General features: G+C 68.8%; 12 protein-coding genes and 2 tRNA genes. 6 read left to right on the forward strand and 8 right to left on the reverse strand.

All coding sequences use genetic code 11. The annotated features are described in order from the left end of the window. Nucleotides 1-25: 25 nt before the first annotated feature. A complete protein-coding gene (gene tadA / locus E2F48_RS13730) occupies nt 26-535 on the reverse strand; it encodes a tRNA adenosine(34) deaminase TadA (protein ID WP_165968770.1) in 510 nt (169 codons plus the stop codon). 23 nt (nt 536-558) lie between these two features. Here tadA and upp point away from each other — a divergent pair, with 23 nt between their 5' ends. The 3 genes from upp (at nt 559) to E2F48_RS13745 (ending at nt 2929) form a co-directional block, all read left to right on the forward strand. Continuing rightward, nucleotides 559-1194 carry a uracil phosphoribosyltransferase gene (gene upp / locus E2F48_RS13735; RefSeq protein ID WP_133404514.1) on the forward strand — a complete coding sequence of 212 codons (636 nt, stop codon included), beginning with the start codon at nt 559-561 and terminating at the stop codon, nt 1192-1194. Between the two features lie 318 nt (nt 1195-1512). Continuing rightward, on the forward strand, nt 1513-2334 hold the full coding sequence (locus E2F48_RS13740; protein ID WP_133404515.1) for a winged helix-turn-helix domain-containing protein: 822 nt from the start codon (nt 1513-1515) through the stop codon (nt 2332-2334). Nucleotides 2335-2389: 55 nt separating this feature from the next. Further along, complete coding sequence (locus E2F48_RS13745) at nt 2390-2929, forward strand: SixA phosphatase family protein (protein WP_133404516.1); 540 nt, start codon at nt 2390-2392, stop codon at nt 2927-2929. A gap of 3 nt (nt 2930-2932) precedes the next feature. Here the strand turns inward: E2F48_RS13745 and E2F48_RS13750 are convergent, their stop codons facing one another. Together E2F48_RS13750 and E2F48_RS13755 are read right to left on the reverse strand one after the other, a co-directional pair. Further along, entirely contained in the window at nt 2933-4351 is a 1419-nt protein-coding gene (locus tag E2F48_RS13750; RefSeq protein WP_133404517.1) for a dihydrolipoyl dehydrogenase family protein, read from the reverse strand. Nucleotides 4352-4499: 148 nt separating this feature from the next. After that, nucleotides 4500-4572 (reverse strand) — tRNA-Arg (locus tag E2F48_RS13755). A gap of 292 nt (nt 4573-4864) precedes the next feature. On the opposite strand from E2F48_RS13755, the gene E2F48_RS13760 reads away from it, so the two are divergent. Next, nucleotides 4865-6751 carry a phosphoenolpyruvate carboxykinase (GTP) gene (locus E2F48_RS13760; RefSeq protein WP_133404518.1) on the forward strand — a complete coding sequence of 629 codons (1887 nt, stop codon included), beginning with the start codon at nt 4865-4867 and terminating at the stop codon, nt 6749-6751. Nucleotides 6752-6846: 95 nt separating this feature from the next. Here E2F48_RS13760 and E2F48_RS13765 read toward each other — a convergent pair whose 3' ends face one another. The 3 genes from E2F48_RS13765 to E2F48_RS13775 all read right to left on the reverse strand — a co-directional run bounded on the left by E2F48_RS13765 (nt 6847) and on the right by E2F48_RS13775 (nt 9925). Further along, nucleotides 6847-7227, reverse strand: coding sequence for a thioredoxin family protein (locus E2F48_RS13765; RefSeq protein ID WP_133404519.1), 381 nt, complete (start codon nt 7225-7227; stop codon nt 6847-6849). Between the two features lie 213 nt (nt 7228-7440). Continuing rightward, nucleotides 7441-8454 (reverse strand): pirin family protein, encoded by a 1014-nt coding sequence (locus tag E2F48_RS13770; RefSeq protein WP_133404520.1) that lies wholly within the window; start codon nt 8452-8454, stop codon nt 7441-7443. A gap of 64 nt (nt 8455-8518) precedes the next feature. Continuing rightward, nucleotides 8519-9925 (reverse strand): phosphomannomutase/phosphoglucomutase, encoded by a 1407-nt coding sequence (locus E2F48_RS13775; RefSeq protein ID WP_133404521.1) that lies wholly within the window; start codon nt 9923-9925, stop codon nt 8519-8521. Between the two features lie 98 nt (nt 9926-10023). On the opposite strand from E2F48_RS13775, the gene E2F48_RS13780 reads away from it, so the two are divergent. Continuing rightward, nucleotides 10024-12138 (forward strand): RecQ family ATP-dependent DNA helicase, encoded by a 2115-nt coding sequence (locus E2F48_RS13780; protein WP_133404522.1) that lies wholly within the window; start codon nt 10024-10026, stop codon nt 12136-12138. Nucleotides 12139-12193: 55 nt separating this feature from the next. On the opposite strand, the gene E2F48_RS13785 is transcribed toward E2F48_RS13780, so the two are convergent. Together E2F48_RS13785 and E2F48_RS13790 are read right to left on the reverse strand one after the other, a co-directional pair. Beyond that, a tRNA-Ser gene (locus E2F48_RS13785) sits at nt 12194-12281 on the reverse strand. 108 nt (nt 12282-12389) lie between these two features. After that, nucleotides 12390-14471 carry a prolyl oligopeptidase family serine peptidase gene (locus E2F48_RS13790; RefSeq protein WP_133404523.1) on the reverse strand — a complete coding sequence of 694 codons (2082 nt, stop codon included), beginning with the start codon at nt 14469-14471 and terminating at the stop codon, nt 12390-12392. Between the two features lie 84 nt (nt 14472-14555). Between E2F48_RS13790 and E2F48_RS13795 the strand changes: the two genes are divergently transcribed. Continuing rightward, nucleotides 14556-16520: an FAD/NAD(P)-binding protein gene (locus tag E2F48_RS13795; RefSeq protein WP_133404524.1), complete on the forward strand. Its 1965-nt coding sequence runs from the start codon at nt 14556-14558 to the stop codon at nt 16518-16520. Nucleotides 16521-16817: the final 297 nt, after the last annotated feature.

A 16817-nucleotide genomic window follows, 5' to 3' on the forward strand; every position in this document is an offset into this window, starting at 1 on the left:
CCGTGCTGGTCTTCCAGCCTAGGCATCAGCGTTCGCCGGCGGAACCCGTGCGGTGGGCGGCAAAAAAGTCCTTGAGCAATGCGGCGCATTCGGCTTCGCGCACACCGGGGAACACCTCGGTCCAGTGGTTCAGCCGCCGCTCGCGCAGCACGTCGAACACCGACCCGGAGGCCCCCGCCTTGGGATCCCAGGCGCCGAAGACCACGCGGGGGATCCTCGCGAGCACCGACGCCCCCGCACACATCGCACACGGTTCAAGGGTCACCACCAGCGTGCAGCCCTCAAGCCGCCAGCTTCCCAGCACCCCTGCGGCCTGCCGGATCGCCTGGACCTCGGCGTGGGCGGTCGGATCGCCCAGCTCCTCCCGTTGGTTCCACCCGATACCGACCACGGTGCCGTCCGTGTCGATGACGACGGCGCCGATCGGCACATCGGCACTGCCGACATCGGCGGCCCGGTTCGTCCGCCCGGCCGCGGCGAGGGCGAGGCCCATCCACTGCTCGTGGTCGGCGGCACCTGCCGAAGGGAGGGTCATGCTCCCAATGGTACTTTTGACCTATGCGCGTACTGGTAGTCGACCATCCCCTTGTGGCCCACAAACTGACCGTTCTCCGCGATAAGAACACGTCGTCGCCGGTGTTCCGGCTGCTGACCGAGGAACTGGTCACCCTCCTCGCCTATGAGGCCACCCGGGAGGTGCGGGTCGAATCCGTGCGGGTGGAGACGCCCGTCGAGACGGCGGTGGGCATCGGACTGGTCAAGCCGACCCCGCTGGTGGTCCCGATCCTCCGCGCCGGGCTCGGCATGCTCGAAGGCATGACCCGGCTCGTACCCACGGCGGAGGTCGGATTCCTGGGCATGGCCCGCAACGAGGAGACCCTCGAGGCGATCACATACGCCGAGCGGCTGCCCGATGACCTCACCGGACGCCAGGTCTTCGTGCTCGATCCGATGCTCGCCACCGGCGGCACGCTGCGCGAGGCGATCAAGTTCCTCTTCAAGCGCGGAGCCGCCGATGTCACATGCATCTGCCTGCTCGCCGCCCCCGAAGGCCTCGCGGCGCTGAAGGAGGAACTCGAGGGCAAAAATGTCACGATTGTGCTTGCCTCGATAGACGAGAAACTCAACGACAAGTCCTATATCGTCCCGGGTCTGGGCGACGCCGGGGACCGCCTGTACGGCGTCGTCGGCTGACTTTCCGCCGTCCCGACACGCCCAGATCCGCGCCATTCCGCGGAATTAGGGCCCTTGTTACTTGCGCGTAACACAATGTGACGTGCAATAATCTCTCCTGTGAACACCAACTCAACAGCATCTGCAGCCGCAGCTGCCGCTGCGGATCCGGCGTCCGTTGCGGGATCGCGCTGTTGTCGAATGCACGCGTAACAGATCTACCCCAACCTGTTTCTGCATCACCGGTCCACGGCGGGCACCACCCCAGGTTCGTCCGGGCCAGGCTTCCCCCCAAGCATTCGCGCCGTTACGACGGCGACCCACTTTGAGGTTGTTTTCATGTCAGTAACTTCGGGCTACGTCCACATCTCCCTCCGAACCCAGCAGAACCGCGGTGCATCCAGGCCGCAGTACGGCTCGGGCTACCCGTACGGCCCCGGCGCACCGGCCGCCCCGCCGTCGTACCGGCCGCTTCAGGCCGTCGGCTCCGAGGCGCATCCGATGACTGCCCCCACCCCCGTCGTCACGCCCAACGGCGTTCCCGGACCGCAGGCCGTGACCGGTGACACCAGTGCGCGGGGATTCGTCCTGTACGTCGCGCTCGACGAGGAGACGGCCGCGGCCAACGGCACCACCCTCTCCCGGCTCGCCCAGGATGTGCGGTCCTACGTCCGTTCACTGGTGCCCACGGCGGAAAGCCATGCGGCCGTGGCGCTCGCGCCGGCCGATGCGCCGGGTTCGGACATCGACGTCGTCCGTGCGGCCCTCGGTGACCCGACCGTCCGCCGCCCCCGCCCCGACCACCACGGCGTGCATCCCCACGCCTCCGCGCCCCGGCCTACCGGCGTGCTGATCGACCTCTCACGCCGCGAGGTGCACCTCGACGGCCAGGCCCTGAACCTGACCTTCAAGGAGTTCGAACTCCTCAACTACCTCGTGGAGAACGGTGCCCGCACCGTGTGCCGCGAGGAACTGCTGAGCGGCCTGTGGCGCAACGCCGACGAGGTGCCCAACGAGCGCACGATCGACGTCCACATCCGGCGGCTGCGCTCAAAGCTCGGACGCCTCGCGAACACCGTGCGCACCGTGCGCGGCCAGGGGTACCGGTTCTACGACCACCCCGAGGTCATCGTTTGGGCCGCACCCGAATACTCCATCTAGGCGGGGGAAGCCCGCGCCCGGCCTCCCGGCCCGGGAGGCCGATAGGATTCGGCATATGGCATCCCATCACCTGAAACGGCTCATGCTGCTGCGCCACGCGAAGGCGGAGTGGGGGGCAGGAGTTGCCGACCACGAGCGTTCGCTCAGCTCGCGCGGGCATCTTGATGCACCCCTTGCCGGTCGCTGGATGGTGGAGAACGACGCCGTCCCCGACCTGATCCTGTGCTCCACGGCCCTGCGTGCCCGGCAGACGTGCACCTGGGTCAGCAAGGAGCTTGGAGACAAGGGGCCGACGCCCAAGCTCGAGGAGGGGCTCTACGCGGCGCGGGCGGTTGAGATCCTCGCCCTGATCAACGCGGTGCCCTCAACGGTGACGAGCCTGCTCGTGGTAGCCCATATGCCCGGCGTGCAGGATCTGGCGATGCGCCTTGCCTCGGTGGATTCCGATGAGGACGCCGTGATGGAGATGGCGACGCACTACCCCACAGCGGGACTGACGGTTCTCCAGCACGACCGCGACTGGGCAGAACTCGACGGGCGGGACGCCGCCGTGACGGACTTCGTAGTGCGGCGGGCGCACTCCACCAGCAGGTAGGTCCTACAGGCCATACTTTTCAAGGAGCCGCAGCCACACCTCGCTGACAGTGGGGTACGGCGGCACCGCATGCCACAGCCGGTCCAGGGGGACCTCCCCGACGACGGCGATGGTCGCCGAGTGAAGCAGTTCGGCCACGTCCGGGCCGGTGAAGGCTACGCCGACGATCACCTTGCGGTCCTCATCGACGACCATCGTCGCCCAGCCGGTGTATTTGTCGGAGTGGATCGAGGTCCCGGCGACGGTGATGGGGAGCGAGGTCTCGGACACCCGGAGGCCGTCGGCCTGCGCCGCCTCGGCCGTCCGCCCGACCATGGCGATCTCCGGATCCGTGAACACCACCTGGGGGACGGCGTACTTGTTGGCCGTCGAGGTGTACTTGCTCCACTCCTCGGCCGTGTCGCCCAACGTGCCCGCCGCCCGCGCGACGATCGCGTCGGCCGTGACCCGGGCCTCGTATTTGCCCTGATGGGTGAGCAGCACCTGTCCGGCGGCGTCCCCCACCGCATAGAGCCAGGTGGGCCCGTCCACGGCGCGCCCGGTGAGGTCGAAGGTCAGCGTCTTCGGATCCAGTCCGAGCTCCTCGAGCCCAAGGCCTCTCGTATTGGCGGTCCGGCCGGTAGAGACGAGCAGCTTGTCCCCGGTCGCGTGGCGGTTGCCGGCGAGGGTCAGGACGAACCGGCCGTCCTCGTCGAGCCGGACGGACTCCGTGGCGGTGTCGGTCAGAATCTCCACGTTGTCCCGCCGCAGGCCCTTTTCGACGAGTTTGACCCCCTCCGGCGGATAGTTGCTGAGGAGTTTGTGGCGGGCCACCACGGTGACCCGGGAGCCGAGCCGGGCGTATGCCTGGGCGAGTTCCACCCCGGAGACGCCGCCGCCGAGGACAACAAGCCGCTCGGGTACCTCCTTGGCGGAGGTGGCCTCCCGGGTTCCCCAGTAGTCGAGGCCGGCGAGGCCATCGACGGGCGGGACGTTCGGCGTCGAGCCGGTGGCAAAGACCACGGCGTGGCGGGCGGTGACGCTGGTGGTCTCGCCGTCGAGCTGCACCTCGACCGTGCGCTCGCCCGAGACCCGGGCGGAGCCCCTCAGCAGCGTGATGCCGGCACCGTTGACCCAGTCGACCTGGGAGGCGTCGTCCCAGTTGTTGGTCATGCGCGTCCGCCGCTCGAGTACCTGCTGCGCATCGAGCTTCCCCGTGACGGCCTCCTTGGCCCCTGAGACCTCGCGGGCGCGGTTGAGGACGGTCCCGGAGCGCAGCAGGGCCTTGGAGGGCATGCACGCCCAGTAGGAACACTCCCCGCCCACAAGCTCGGATTCCACGAGCACCGAGCTCAGCCCGGCGGCCACCACCCTCCCGGCGACGTTCTCACCCGAGGATCCGGCCCCAATAACGATGACATCGGTTTCCTGCGCTTCGCTCATGTGCAGAGCTTTCCACCTGCATATGGGCAAGGCAATGGCAGTGCCCGGAGCGGGCGGAACATTACGGTGGGGGAGTGCGGGCCGCCGGAGGGCACGAAAAAGCCCCGGCCAACAGCCGGGGCTTTTTGTCTTACGCTTGGTTCTCCAGTGCGCGCGAAGGGATTCGAACCCCCAACCTTCTGATCCGTAGTCAGATGCTCTATCCGTTGAGCTACGCACGCATCCGGCGGACAGTTCAGCGGTAAGGCTGCTTGTCCTGCCGGGTGGCTGTTTGGCCTTGAACAACTTTACAGGCAAATTGCGGTACCGCCTAATTGCGCCGGAGCCCCGGTTTGAACTATACCGGTCTATGTGACCTTAATCACTTAAGTGGGGAAGGATCATTTTGTGATCCGCGTCATTACAGGGTTTTTCGTCGCCGGGCGATCGGGCGGCGACGAAAAAAGGCCCCGGACGGCCTATCGGGCCCCTTTAGCATCGAAGCACATCTCGCACCCAACGGAGGGAAGACTAATGGGCAATCCCGTGCGCCAGCAGGATCAGGGTCACCAGGGAGGTGCAGGCTCCGGTCGGCACGCCGCTTCGGCCACGGACGGCGCAGCTGCTCCGACCACCCACGCCCGCCTGCTCGCCTGGGTCGCCGAAACCGCCGAGCTCACCCAGCCTGACAGCGTGTACTGGGTGGATGGATCAGAGGCCGAGTACACCCGGCTTACCGACGAGCTCGTCGAGGCCGGAACACTTGTGCGGCTCAATCCAGACACCTTCCCCAATTCCTTCGCCGCCTTCTCGGACCCGAAGGACGTCGCCCGGGTCGAGGAGCAAACCTTCATCTGCTCCGAGGACGAGCGGGAGGCGGGTTTCACCAATAACTGGATGGACCCGGCGGAGATGAAGGGCAAGCTGCGCACCCTCTTCAACGGCTCGATGCGGGGCCGGACGATGTATGTCATCCCCTTCGTGATGGGCCACCTCGACGCCGAGGATCCCAAGTTCGGGGTGGAGATCACCGACAGCGCCTACGTGGTGGCCTCGATGCGCATCATGGCCCGGATCGGCACGGACGTGCTGAACCGCATGACCGAGCTCGACGCGGACTTCGTTCCCGCCCTTCACTCCCTGGGCGCGCCGCTGGCCGAGGGCGAAGCCGATGTCCCGTGGCCGTGCAACGACAACAAATGGATCGTCCACTTCCCGGAGGAGCGTTCAATCTGGTCCTTCGGCTCCGGCTACGGCGGCAACGCCCTGCTGGGCAAGAAGTGCTACTCCCTCCGCATCGCCTCGGTGATGGCCCGTGACGAGGGCTGGCTGGCCGAGCACATGCTGATCCTCAAGCTCACCTCCCCGCAGGACAAGAGCTACTACCTGTCGGCGGCCTTCCCCTCGGCCTGCGGGAAGACGAACCTGGCGCTCCTCGACCCCACCATCGAGGGCTGGAAGGTCGAGACCCTCGGCGACGACATCACCTGGATGCGCTTCGGCAAAGAGGGGGAGCTGCGGGCAGTCAATCCCGAGGCCGGCCTGTTCGGCGTCGCACCGGGTACCGGCTGGGGGACCAACCCGAACGCCATGCGCGCCATCGCCAAGGGCAACTCCATCTTCACCAATGTCGCCCTCACCGACGACGGCGGCGTCTGGTGGGAGGGCATGACCGAGGAGACCCCCACGCACCTCACCGACTGGCAGGGCAATGAGTGGACGCCCGAGTCCGGGCAGCCCGCGGCCCACCCCAACTCCCGGTTCTGCACGCCCATCGACCAGATCGACATGCTGGCCGAGGAATACTACCGGCCCGACGGTGTCGAACTCTCGGCCATCCTCTTCGGTGGCCGGCGCAAGACCACCGTGCCGCTGGTCACCCAGTCGCGCGACTGGGCGAACGGCATCTTCATGGGCTCAACCCTCTCCTCCGAGACCACGGCGGCGGCCGCCGGGGAGGTGGGCTTGGTGCGCCGTGATCCGATGGCCATGCTCCCCTTCATCGGCTACGACGCCGGAGACTACCTCCGGCACTGGATCACCCTGAGCTCCAAGGGCGATCAGGCGCGGCTGCCCAAGATCTTCCTCGTCAACTGGTTCCGGCGCACGGCCGACGGCGGGTTCGCCTGGCCCGGGTTCGGGGACAACGCGCGGGTGCTCAAGTGGGTCATTGAACGCATCGAGGGGACCGCCGATGCGATCGAGACCCCGATCGGGTTCGTGCCCACCCCGGATGCCCTCGACCTGACCGGGCTGGATATGACCCCGGCGGAGGTGGAGGCGGCCGTCCACGTCGACTCCGCCGAATGGGCTGCCGAACTCAAGGGGATCGAGGAGTGGTACGACCGCTTCGGCGAATCCCTGCCCGAGGAACTGCGCGGCCAGCTGACCGAGCTCAAGGAACGCTTCCAGTTCAGCTGAACCCTCAGCTGAGATTCCGCCGAACACGACGAAGCCCCCGTCTCCTTCCCGGAGGCGGGGGCTTCGTGGTGTTCAACCGGCTAGGGTGCCGCGGGTCAGTTGGCGTTCGGCTCGGCGGCCTGCTGCTGGGCGACCTGCTCGTGGACGGCCTTCATGTCCAGGCCCTTGACGGCGTCGACGAGTTCGGAGAACTGCGAGGAGTTCAGCGCGCCGGGCTGGGAGAAGACGAGCACGTTCTCGCGGAACGCCATCAGCGTCGGGATCGAGGTGATCCCGGCGGCGGCGGCGAGGGACTGCTCGGCCTCGGTGTCGACCTTGGCGAAGACGACGTCCTCGTGCTCCTTGGAGGCGGCGTCGTACACGGGGGCGAACCGGGTGCACGGGGCGCACCAGCCGGCCCAGAAATCGACAAACACGATGTCGTTGTTCTCGATGGTCTCGGGGAAGCTTGCCTCGGTGATGTCGATGGTTGCCATGGGGAACTCCTTGGGTGGGGTGGATAGGTGCGGCTGCAGCGGTGGCGGCCCAGGTGCGACCGGGGGCCAGCAGATTTCGGAATCCGGGCCGGAGCGGGGATCCCTGCGTCCCGCCGCACACAGGAGGCAGCTGAAACTGCATCAAAGACTATCCGATTCTCACGATTTAAGCAAATTGTAAGCGTGAGGTCTCTCCGGGGGTGCCAGCCGGACTCAGCGGTTCCGCCGCCCGCCGTCCCCCTGCCGCGGGCGCAGGCGCGAGTTGGGAAGCACCGGCGCCGGCAGGGGCCGCAGCCCGTGTTCCTCGGGAAGGCCGAAGCGCGGCGCGCCGTCCGCGGGCGCCATGCCCGGCTCGACTTCGGCTGTCCACGCGGCCCGGAACTTCACGATCTCCTCGTGGGTCCGGCCGACGAAGTTCCACCACATCACAATGTCCTCGCCGAACGGTTCCCCGCCGATGACGAGCAGCCGGGCCGGTCCATCCGCCGTGGCGGTGATCTCCACCGCTGTCCCTCCGGGGGCGAGGTAGGCGAGCTCGCCTGCGGTGACCGGCGTGCCGTTGACCTCGAGGCTTCCGCTGTCGAGGAGGATGCCGTGCTCGAACTCCGGAAAAACGTCGAAGGTGACGCTCCTCCCGGCCGCGAACTGGAGTTCGGCGCCCAGCAGGGGCGAATAGGTGGTGACCGGTGAGGTGGATCCACCGAAGCTGCCCAGGAACACCGAGAGCGTGTAGCCGTCGCCGGAGACCGGCTCCGGGGCGTAGTGCTCGAAGCCGCGCTCGGTGTGCCGGAAGGCGTCGGGAAGGGCCAGCCATAGCTGGACGCCGTGCATCACCGGGGCCGCGGAGGTCGCCACCTCCGAGTGGGAGATCCCGGACCCCGCGGTCATGAGGTTCAGCTCGCCCGGCCGGATGAACGCGTGGTTGGCAGCACTGTCGCGGTGCTCGATCTCGCCGGCAAAGAGCCAGCTCACAGTCTGAAGCCCGGTGTGCGGGTGCGGGGGCACCGACATCCCGCCTGCGTCGCTCACCGGCTCGGGCCCGTAGTGGTCAAGGAAGCACCAGGCGCCGATCAGAGACCGGTTCCGCTGGGGCAGCGTGCGCCGCACGCCCATGGCACGGGGGCCCCCGAGGGGGACCTCACGCGGCTGCAGGATGTCGACGCGGCCGCGCGCGTCGTCCCCGCTGCTGCACACCACGGGGGTTGGGTCGAGTTCAAGGTTGCTCATTGGTGTCTCCATCAGGGGTGTGAAGCGGCTGCCTAGGGGCCGTCCGCTTCAGGTTGCCGCCGGTTCAGCGGCGGACCAGGGCCAGGACCCGGTCGGCGAGATCGTGGAGCGTTTGGGGATCCACGGCTTCGGCATTGAGCCGAAGATAGGGCTCGGTGTTCGAGGGGCGCAGGTTGAACCACCAGTTCCCGTGGGAGGCGGTGAAGGTGACGCCGTCGAGGGTGTCGACGGTGACGCCGTCGTTCTCGAATTCGGCGCGGACGCGGGCGATGGCCGCGGGGACGTCGGCGACCTTCGAGTTGACCTCGCCCGTGGAGAAATACGGTTCGTATTCGCGGCCCAGCTCGGACAGCGGGCCGTCCTGCTCGCCCAGGGCCGCCAGCACGTGCATTGCGGCAAGCATCCCGGTGTCGGCGAACCAGAAGTCGCGGAAGTAGTAGTGGGCCGAATGTTCCCCGCCGAACACCGCGCCCTCCTGGGCCATGAGCGCCTTAATGAAGGAGTGGCCCACCCGGGTGCGGACGGGGCGGCCGCCTTCCCGGAGGACAAGTTCCGGGACGGCGCGCGAGGTGATCAGGTTGTGGATGATGACGGGAGTTTCCTCGCCGTTGGCCCGGGCACGGGCGATCTCGCGCCGGGCGATCATCGCGGTGATGGCGCTGGGTGAGACCGGCTCGCCCTTCTCGTCGATGACGAAGCAGCGGTCGGCGTCGCCGTCGAACGCGAGACCGATGTCGGCGCCGTGCGCGACGACGGCGGCCTGCAGGTCCCTCAGGTTTTCCGGTTCCAGCGGGTTCGCGGGGTGGTTCGGGAAGGTTCCGTCGAGCTGGAAGTAGAGCGGGACGATCTCCAGCGGCAGGGCCGGCAGCAGCTTGTCTCCGAGCACGGCGGGGGTGGTCAGCCCGGCCATCCCGTTGCCGGCGTCGACCACCACCTTGAGCGGACGCGAGGCGGAGAGGTCCACCTGCGCGCGCAGGAACCGTGAGTACTCCTCAAGGACGTCGCGGACCCCGATCTGTCCCGGCTTGTCGACGGGCGGGATGAAGCCGCGGTCGAGGTACTGCTCGGCGAGGGCCTGCACGTCGTACAGGCCGGTCTCCGAGGAGACGGGGACGGCGCCCGGCCGGGTCATCTTCATGCCGTTGTACTGGGCGGGGTTGTGGCTTGCGGTGAAGGTCACCCCGGCGGCGTTGAGCAACCCGCTGGCGAAGTACAGCTCGTCCGTGGAGATCAGGTCAAGCAGCAGCACGTCGGCCCCGCGCCGGGTGGCGCCCTTGGCGAAGGCGCTGCAGAACTCGGGGGAGGAGGGCCGCATGTCGCCGCCGACGAGGATCGACTGTCCGGCGAGACCGAGGGAATCCACGAAGGCCGCACCGACCGCCGTGACCGTCTCGACGGTGATCGTCTCCCCGACGATGCCGCGCACGTCGTAGGCCTTGAAGGACGCTGAGAGATCCGAGGAAGTGTTCACGCCCGAAGTCTATCGGCTGGCCCGCCGCCCGCTATCAGGGTTGTGCAGATACCCGCCGCCGGTCCTTTTCCGGGGGTGGCGGCTGGAATACTTGGCCCATGGCCGACACGATCACCCTGTATGACCAGGCGACAGCAATCCTCCGCACCCTCGTGGGCCGTGAGGACGCCCGCTTCCACGACGGGCAGTTCGAGGCGATCCAGGCGCTGGTCGAGGGCGGCCGTCGCGCCCTCGTGGTCCAGCGCACCGGCTGGGGCAAGTCCGCCGTTTACTTCGTCGCGAGCCTGCTGCTGCGCTCGCGCGGCGCCGGGCCCACACTCATCGTGTCCCCGCTGCTCGCCCTGATGCGCGACCAGGTGGCCGCCGCAGCCCGGGCCGGCGTCCGTGCCGAGGCGATCAACTCGGCCAACCAGACGGAGTGGCAGGAGGTGACGGCCCGCCTCGAGGCGAACCAGGTCGACGTCCTGCTCGTCTCACCCGAGCGGCTGAACAACCCCGCCTTCCGGGAACGGCAGCTTCCCGAACTGATCCGGCGAACCGGGCTCCTGGTGATCGACGAGGCCCACTGCATCTCGGACTGGGGCCACGACTTCCGGCCCGACTACCGCCGCCTGCGCGATCTCATCGGAACCCTCCCGCAGGGAGTGCCGGTGCTTGCCACCACGGCCACCGCGAACACCCGGGTGGTGCACGACGTCGAGGAGCAGCTGGGCACCGGCGGCACCGAGGTCTTCACCCTGCGCGGCAGGCTCTCCCGGGATTCCCTGCGGCTGGGCGTGCTGCGCCTGCCAAGCCCCCGCTCCCGCCTGGCCTGGCTGCTCACCCACCTCGGCGACCTGCCCGGCAGTGGCATCATCTACACCCTCACCGTTTCGGCGGCCGAGGACACCGCCCGCCTGCTGCGGGAGAACGGCCACCCCGTGCGGGCCTACACGGGCCGCACCGACCCGGCGGACCGGGAGGCGGCCGAGGCGGCCCTGAAGAACAACGAGGTCAAGGCGCTGATCGCCACCAGTGCACTCGGGATGGGTTTCGACAAGCCCGACCTCGGATTCGTCGTCCACCTCGGTGCGCCTTCCTCGCCGGTTGCGTACTACCAGCAGGTGGGCCGCGCCGGGCGCGGCACCCCGAGCGCGGATGTGCTGCTGCTGCCCGGGCCCGAGGACCGCGACATCTGGGAGTATTTCGCCACCGCTTCGATGCCCTCCGAGCATGCCGCCCAGCGCGTCCTTGCCGCCCTGGAGCCGGGCACCGTGCTGTCCACGCCAGCGCTTGAGGCGCGGGTCAACCTCAAACGGTCACCGCTGGAGCTGCTGCTGAAGGTGCTCGACGTCGACGGAGCGGTCCGCAAGGTCACCGGCGGATGGGAGAGCACCGGGCAGCCCTGGGGCTACGACGCCGACCGCTACACCCGCATCCAGCAGGCGCGCGTCGCGGAGCAGCGCTCGATGCTCGACTATGAGAACACCTCCGGCTGCCGGATGGAGTTCCTCGCCCACGCCCTCGACGACCCGACGGCCGCTCCCTGCGGGCGCTGCGACAACTGCGCCGGCCGGTGGTACTCCGACGAAGTGAACCATGACGCCTCCGATAACGCTGCCCAGGCCCTGAGCAGGGTCGGGGTGGAGCTCGAACCCCGCGGGCAGTGGCCCTCGGGTATGGACAAGCTCGGCGTGCCGGTGAAGGGCAAGCTCAAGCCCGACGAGGTCAGTGCCCCGGGCAGGTCGCTGGCGCGCATGACCGACCTCGGCTGGGGAACCCAGCTGCGCACCCTGCTTGCGGACACCACCCCGGATGCCCCGCTGGAGCCCGGCGTCATCGAAGCGTGCATCAAGGTCCTTGCCCAGTGGAACTGGGAGGCCCGGCCCGTGGCCGTCGTCGCCATGCCCTCCCGGCGGCACCACCAGCTGATCGGATCCCTCGCCCAGGCCCTCGCCGGGGTCGGCCGGATCCCCTACCTGGGCACGCTCGGCACGCCCAACGGCTGGCCCGAGGGTGGGCCCGGCGGGAACAGCGCCTTCCGGCTCGCCTCGGTGTGGGACCGCTTCCAGGTGCCCGCCGAAGGGCCGGCCTGGTTCGCCGCGAATCCCGGGCCGGTGCTGCTGGTCGACGATCTGGCGGACAGCCGGTGGACCCTCACCGTGGCCGGACGGGCCTTAAGGCAGGCCGGTGCGGAAGCGGTGCTGCCGTTCGCGCTGGCGCTGCGCGCCTGATCCGGCCGGGAACGCAAAAGACCCCCTGTTTCCAGGGGGTCTTTTGCGTGGAGTGCGGAGACGGGGGGATTTGAACCCCCGGTAGGCTTTAGGCCCACACTTCATTAGCAGTGAAGCCCATTCGGCCGCTCTGGCACGTCTCCAGCGGCTATTGCTAGCCACCCAAGGTTACCCAGAAGGGGCAGCCACAAGCAAAACAGTCCCACCCCGCCCGGATGGCGCGGCCGACGGACGGCCGCCCCGGCTCCCTGCTACAGGGAACCGGTCAGCGCCTTCCACAGGAACTCGTAGCTCATCACGTGCATGCGGGCGGCCTGCCGGTTGTCGGAGGCCCCGGCGTGCCCGCCCTCGAGCGCCTCGTGGAACCAGACGTCCTTCAGGCCCAGGGCCTCCATGCGTGCCGCCATCTTCCGGGCCTGCACCGGTCCCACCCGGTCGTCGCTCGTTGCGGTCCAGATCAGGGTCTTCGGGTAGTCCACACCCTCGCGCAGCAGGTGGTAAGGGGAGAAGGAGCGGATGAACTCCCACTCCTCGGGCCGGTCCGGGTCGCCGTACTCGGCGATCCAGGAGTACCCGGCGGAGAGCTTGGTGTAGCGGCGCATGTCCAGCAGCGGCACGCCGCACGAGATCGCGCCGAACAGTTCCGGGTAGCTGGTGAGCATATTGCCCACCAGCAAGCCGCCGTTGCTGCGGCCGGTGCAGCCGAGCAGCGCCGGGACGGTGACGCCGCGCTCCACCAGGTCGCGGGCGATGGCAGCGAAGTCCTCGTAGGCGCGGTGCCGGTTCTCCCGCAGCGCTGCGGCATGCCAGCCGGGGCCGTACTCGCCGCCGCCGCGGATGTTCGCCAGCACGTACACCCCGGCACGGCCCTCCGGCGTGCGGCGCTCAAGCCAGCCCCTGCCGATGACCCCGCTGTAGGCAGGGGTCAGGGCGTGCTCGAAGCCCCCGTAGCCGGACAGGAGGGTCGGGTTGGCGCCGTCGAGCACCAGGTCCTTCGCCGCGACCTGGAAGTAGGGGACCTTCGTGCCGTCCGCGGACAGCGCGAAGTGCTGCTCCACGGCGTACGCGTCCTCGTCGAAGAAGGACGGGGTGGCCTTCACCGGCCGGTGGCCCGAGCCGATGGTGCCGCGGCTCAGGGTCGAGGGGGTGAGGAAACCGGTCGAGACCAGCCAGTAGTCGTCGCCTGCCTCCTCGTCCTCGTCGTCGACGGCGTAGGCGTCGACCGTGTGGAGGGCAGGGGCGTCGAGGGACTCCGTGGACCACCCGTCGGCCGGGTTCAGGATCAGGATCTCCGAGGAGACATCGCGGAGCAGGTTCAGCAGGAGGTAGTTCCGGGTCCAGCTCCAGGACTGCAGCGATGTGGAGGCGTCGGGCGTGAAGAGCACCCGCAGCGCCCGGTCGCCGGCGAGGAAGTCCTCGAGGCCGATGACGAGCAGCGACCCGGCCGGGAACGTGGTGCCGGCGACTGTCCAGTCGGTCCGCGGCCGCAGCACCATCCATTCACGGTGGAGCGAGACGTTGACGTCGTCGGGCAGGTCAAGCTGGACCCAGTCACCGCCGCGCCGGATGGAGGTGCGGTGGGAGTAGAAGTCGATGGTGTCCATGGCGATGTCCCGCTCGAACCCGGGCGTCGAATCGTGGACCACGACCGCCATCATGTGCTCAGCGGGAATCTCGAAGTAGAGCTCGGCGTCGGAGAGGTCTTGGCCGCGGGTGAGGGTGCGCACGGTGCGCGGGTAGGAACTCGACGTCATGGAGCCCGGACCAAAGTCCGTGCCGACGTACAGCGCATCCGGGCCGGCCCAGCTGATCCGGCTCTTCGCCGTGGGGATGTCGAAGCCGCCCTCGATGAAGGACCGGGTGGTGACGTCGTACTCCCGGTAGCGGGCGGCGTCGCCGCCGTCGGGGGAGAGCACGACCAGCGCGCGGGTGTACTCCTGTCCCTCCGGGGGCCGCAGGAAGAGGGCCCCGCCCCACACCCACTCGGTCCCCTCGGACGCGCTCAGGGCATCGACGTCGAGCAGGATCTCCCACTCGGGGTCCTCCGTGGTGTAGCTCTCCCAGCTGGTGCGCCGCCACAGGCCCTTGGGGTGGGCGGCATCGCGCCAAAAGTTGTAGTAGTGGGTGCCGCGCTTGGCCACCATCGGGATCCGGTCGGTGGAGTCGAGGACCTCCAGCACTCCGCCCTCAAGCGTGAGGAAACCCGGATCGATGAGCACTTCCTCGGTGACAGCGTTCTGTGACCGCACCCACTCGAGCGGGCGTTCGCCGTAGATGTCCTCGAGCCACAGGAACTCGTCGTCGGCGGTGATCTGCTCGTGTGCGCTGTTCATGATGCCATCCTAAGCAGTGCCATCCCCGACGGGTGGCGGGGTGGCCCGGCCGGGACCACCCGGCCGGTTCGATAGGCTTGGGCAATGATCAGCATGGAGGGCGCGGAAGTTGCCGTTATCGGTGGCGGGCCCCGCGGCACCTCCGTCCTGGAGCGCCTGATAGCGCACCGGAAGGCCTTCGCGGGCCCCCAGGACCCCCTCACCATCCACATTGTTGACCCGTTCGACCCGGGGCCGGGGCACGTGTGGCGCACCGATCAGTCACGGCTGTTCCTCATGAACACACCTTCCCTTTTTCCCACGGTGGTGCCGGTCGGCGAGGCGGCGGCGGAGGTTCCGACGTCGCCCGTGCCGGTCGGCTTCGACTCCTGGCGCAGGCTGGCCGCGTCCGGCGGCGTGGAGGGCCTGACCCCGGAGGAGACCGCCGAAGCCGCGCGCGTCGGCAGCGCCGGGTTCCCCAGCCGCGCACTGTACGGGCGCTACCTCGCCTGGGTCTACGCGGCGCTGACCGCCGACCCCGGAGAGGGCGTGACTGTGATCCACCACCGGCGGGAGGCGCTGTCGCTCCGCCGTGCCGGTGCCCGGTGGGAGCTTCAGCTCGACGGGGGAGAGGTCCTCGGCGTCGACGGCGTCGTTCTCGCCCTCGGGCACCTTCCCGCGCGCCTCAACCCCGAGCAGGGCGTGCTGCAGGACGGTGCGGCGCGGTTCGGGCTTCAGTACTGGCCGCCCGCCGTGCCGGGAGATCTTGACTGGAAACGGCTGCCCGCGGGTAAGAACGTTCTCGTCCGGGGGTTGGGGCTCAACTTCTTCGACGTCATGATCCAGCTGACCCAAGGCCGCGGCGGCCGGTTCACCGACGACGGCAGCGGCCGGCTCACCTACACGCCGTCGGGGCGCGAACCGGTGCTGATTGCGGCCTCCCGCCGCGGGGTCCCCTACCGGGCGAAGGCCGCCATTACGAGCTACATCCCCCGGGGTATCAGCCTTTCCTACTGCACCGTCGAGACCCTCGGCGCCTTCGCGGAGGCCGGCATCCAGCCCGGTTTCGACCATGACGTCTGGCCGCTGCTGCACCGCGATGTCCTCGCGGCGTACTACCGGACTCTCGCCCGCGTCCGGCCCGACGCCTTCCTCCGCCCAGCCGATGCCGCGCTGGAGGAGCTGCGGACCGCCCTGGATATCGCCGGTCCCGGGTGGCTGCCCGCACTTCAGGAGTTCCTTGACCGGAACGTGCCGGAGGAGCTGCAACTGAACGTCGAGGCCCTGGCGCAGCCGTTCGCCGGCCGGCGCTTCGCCGACAGTGCCGCCCTGACCGAGGCGGTGCTGGAGTACCTCGATGAGGACGCAGCCGGATCCGCCCGCGGGGAGGACGATCCGCTCAAAATGGCGATCGGGGCGATGAACGCCGGCCGGACCGTGATCAAGCAGGTCGTCGCCGACGGCGGGCTCACCGATTCGGGCTGGTACGCCGAGCTGCGCGGCTGGTTCGAGCCGCTCGTTGAGGGCCTTGCCAGTGGGCCGCCGCCGCTTCGCATCGCGCAGCTCGCCGCCCTGGTCCGGGCGGACCTGGTGCGGTTCGTCGGGCCCAACCCACAGTTCGTCCTCGATCCCGACGACGGGGTTTTCCGGGCCTCCTCGCCGTGGGTCGGTGACCCGGGATTCACCGCGGGGTACCTGGTCGAGGCGATGATGCCGGCGAACCAGGTGTCGACGAGCTTGTCCGTGCTGATGCGGCAGATGCTCGAGGAGGGCGTGGTGCGTCCCCGCCTGCGGATGGTCGAGGACGGGGTGCCCGTCGTATCGGCCGGACTGGACGTGACGCTGCCTCCTTACCGGCCACTGAGCGGCACGGGTGAAGCACAACCCGGGCTGTATGTGTGCGGGCTGCAGCTCGCCTCGGTGCAGTGGGGCACGGCGATCGCGGCCGAGGCCGGGGCCTCCCTCAATGCCGGAGCACGCACTCTGCTGGACGCCGATGCGATTGCGGAGGCGCTAATCGCCTCCTTCCGGGATTCCCCGGACCTCCAGACGGCGGATTCCCGCGCCTGACCCCGCCCGCTCTTCATCCCGCCGAGTGTGCAGATAACCACGCTCCAAGCCGCCCTCCTCCCCGCCGAGTGTGCAGCTCACCACGCTGCGCGCCGCCCAAAGGGTAGTGAGCTGCAGTTTCGGCGGTGCCGTGCCCGCGGCGCCGGAGAGGACACCGCGGGCGGCGCCTTCCTTCTCGTCGAGTGTGCAGCTAACCACGCTCCGCGCCGCCCAAGGGGTGGTTAGCTGCAGTTTCGATGGATCCAGACGTGACGGCGGAGTTGCTTCTCCCGCCGAGTGTGCAGATAACCACGCTGC

It is taken from the genome of Arthrobacter crusticola, from assembly GCF_004357995.1.
GTDB lineage: Bacteria > Actinomycetota > Actinomycetes > Actinomycetales > Micrococcaceae > Arthrobacter_D > Arthrobacter_D crusticola.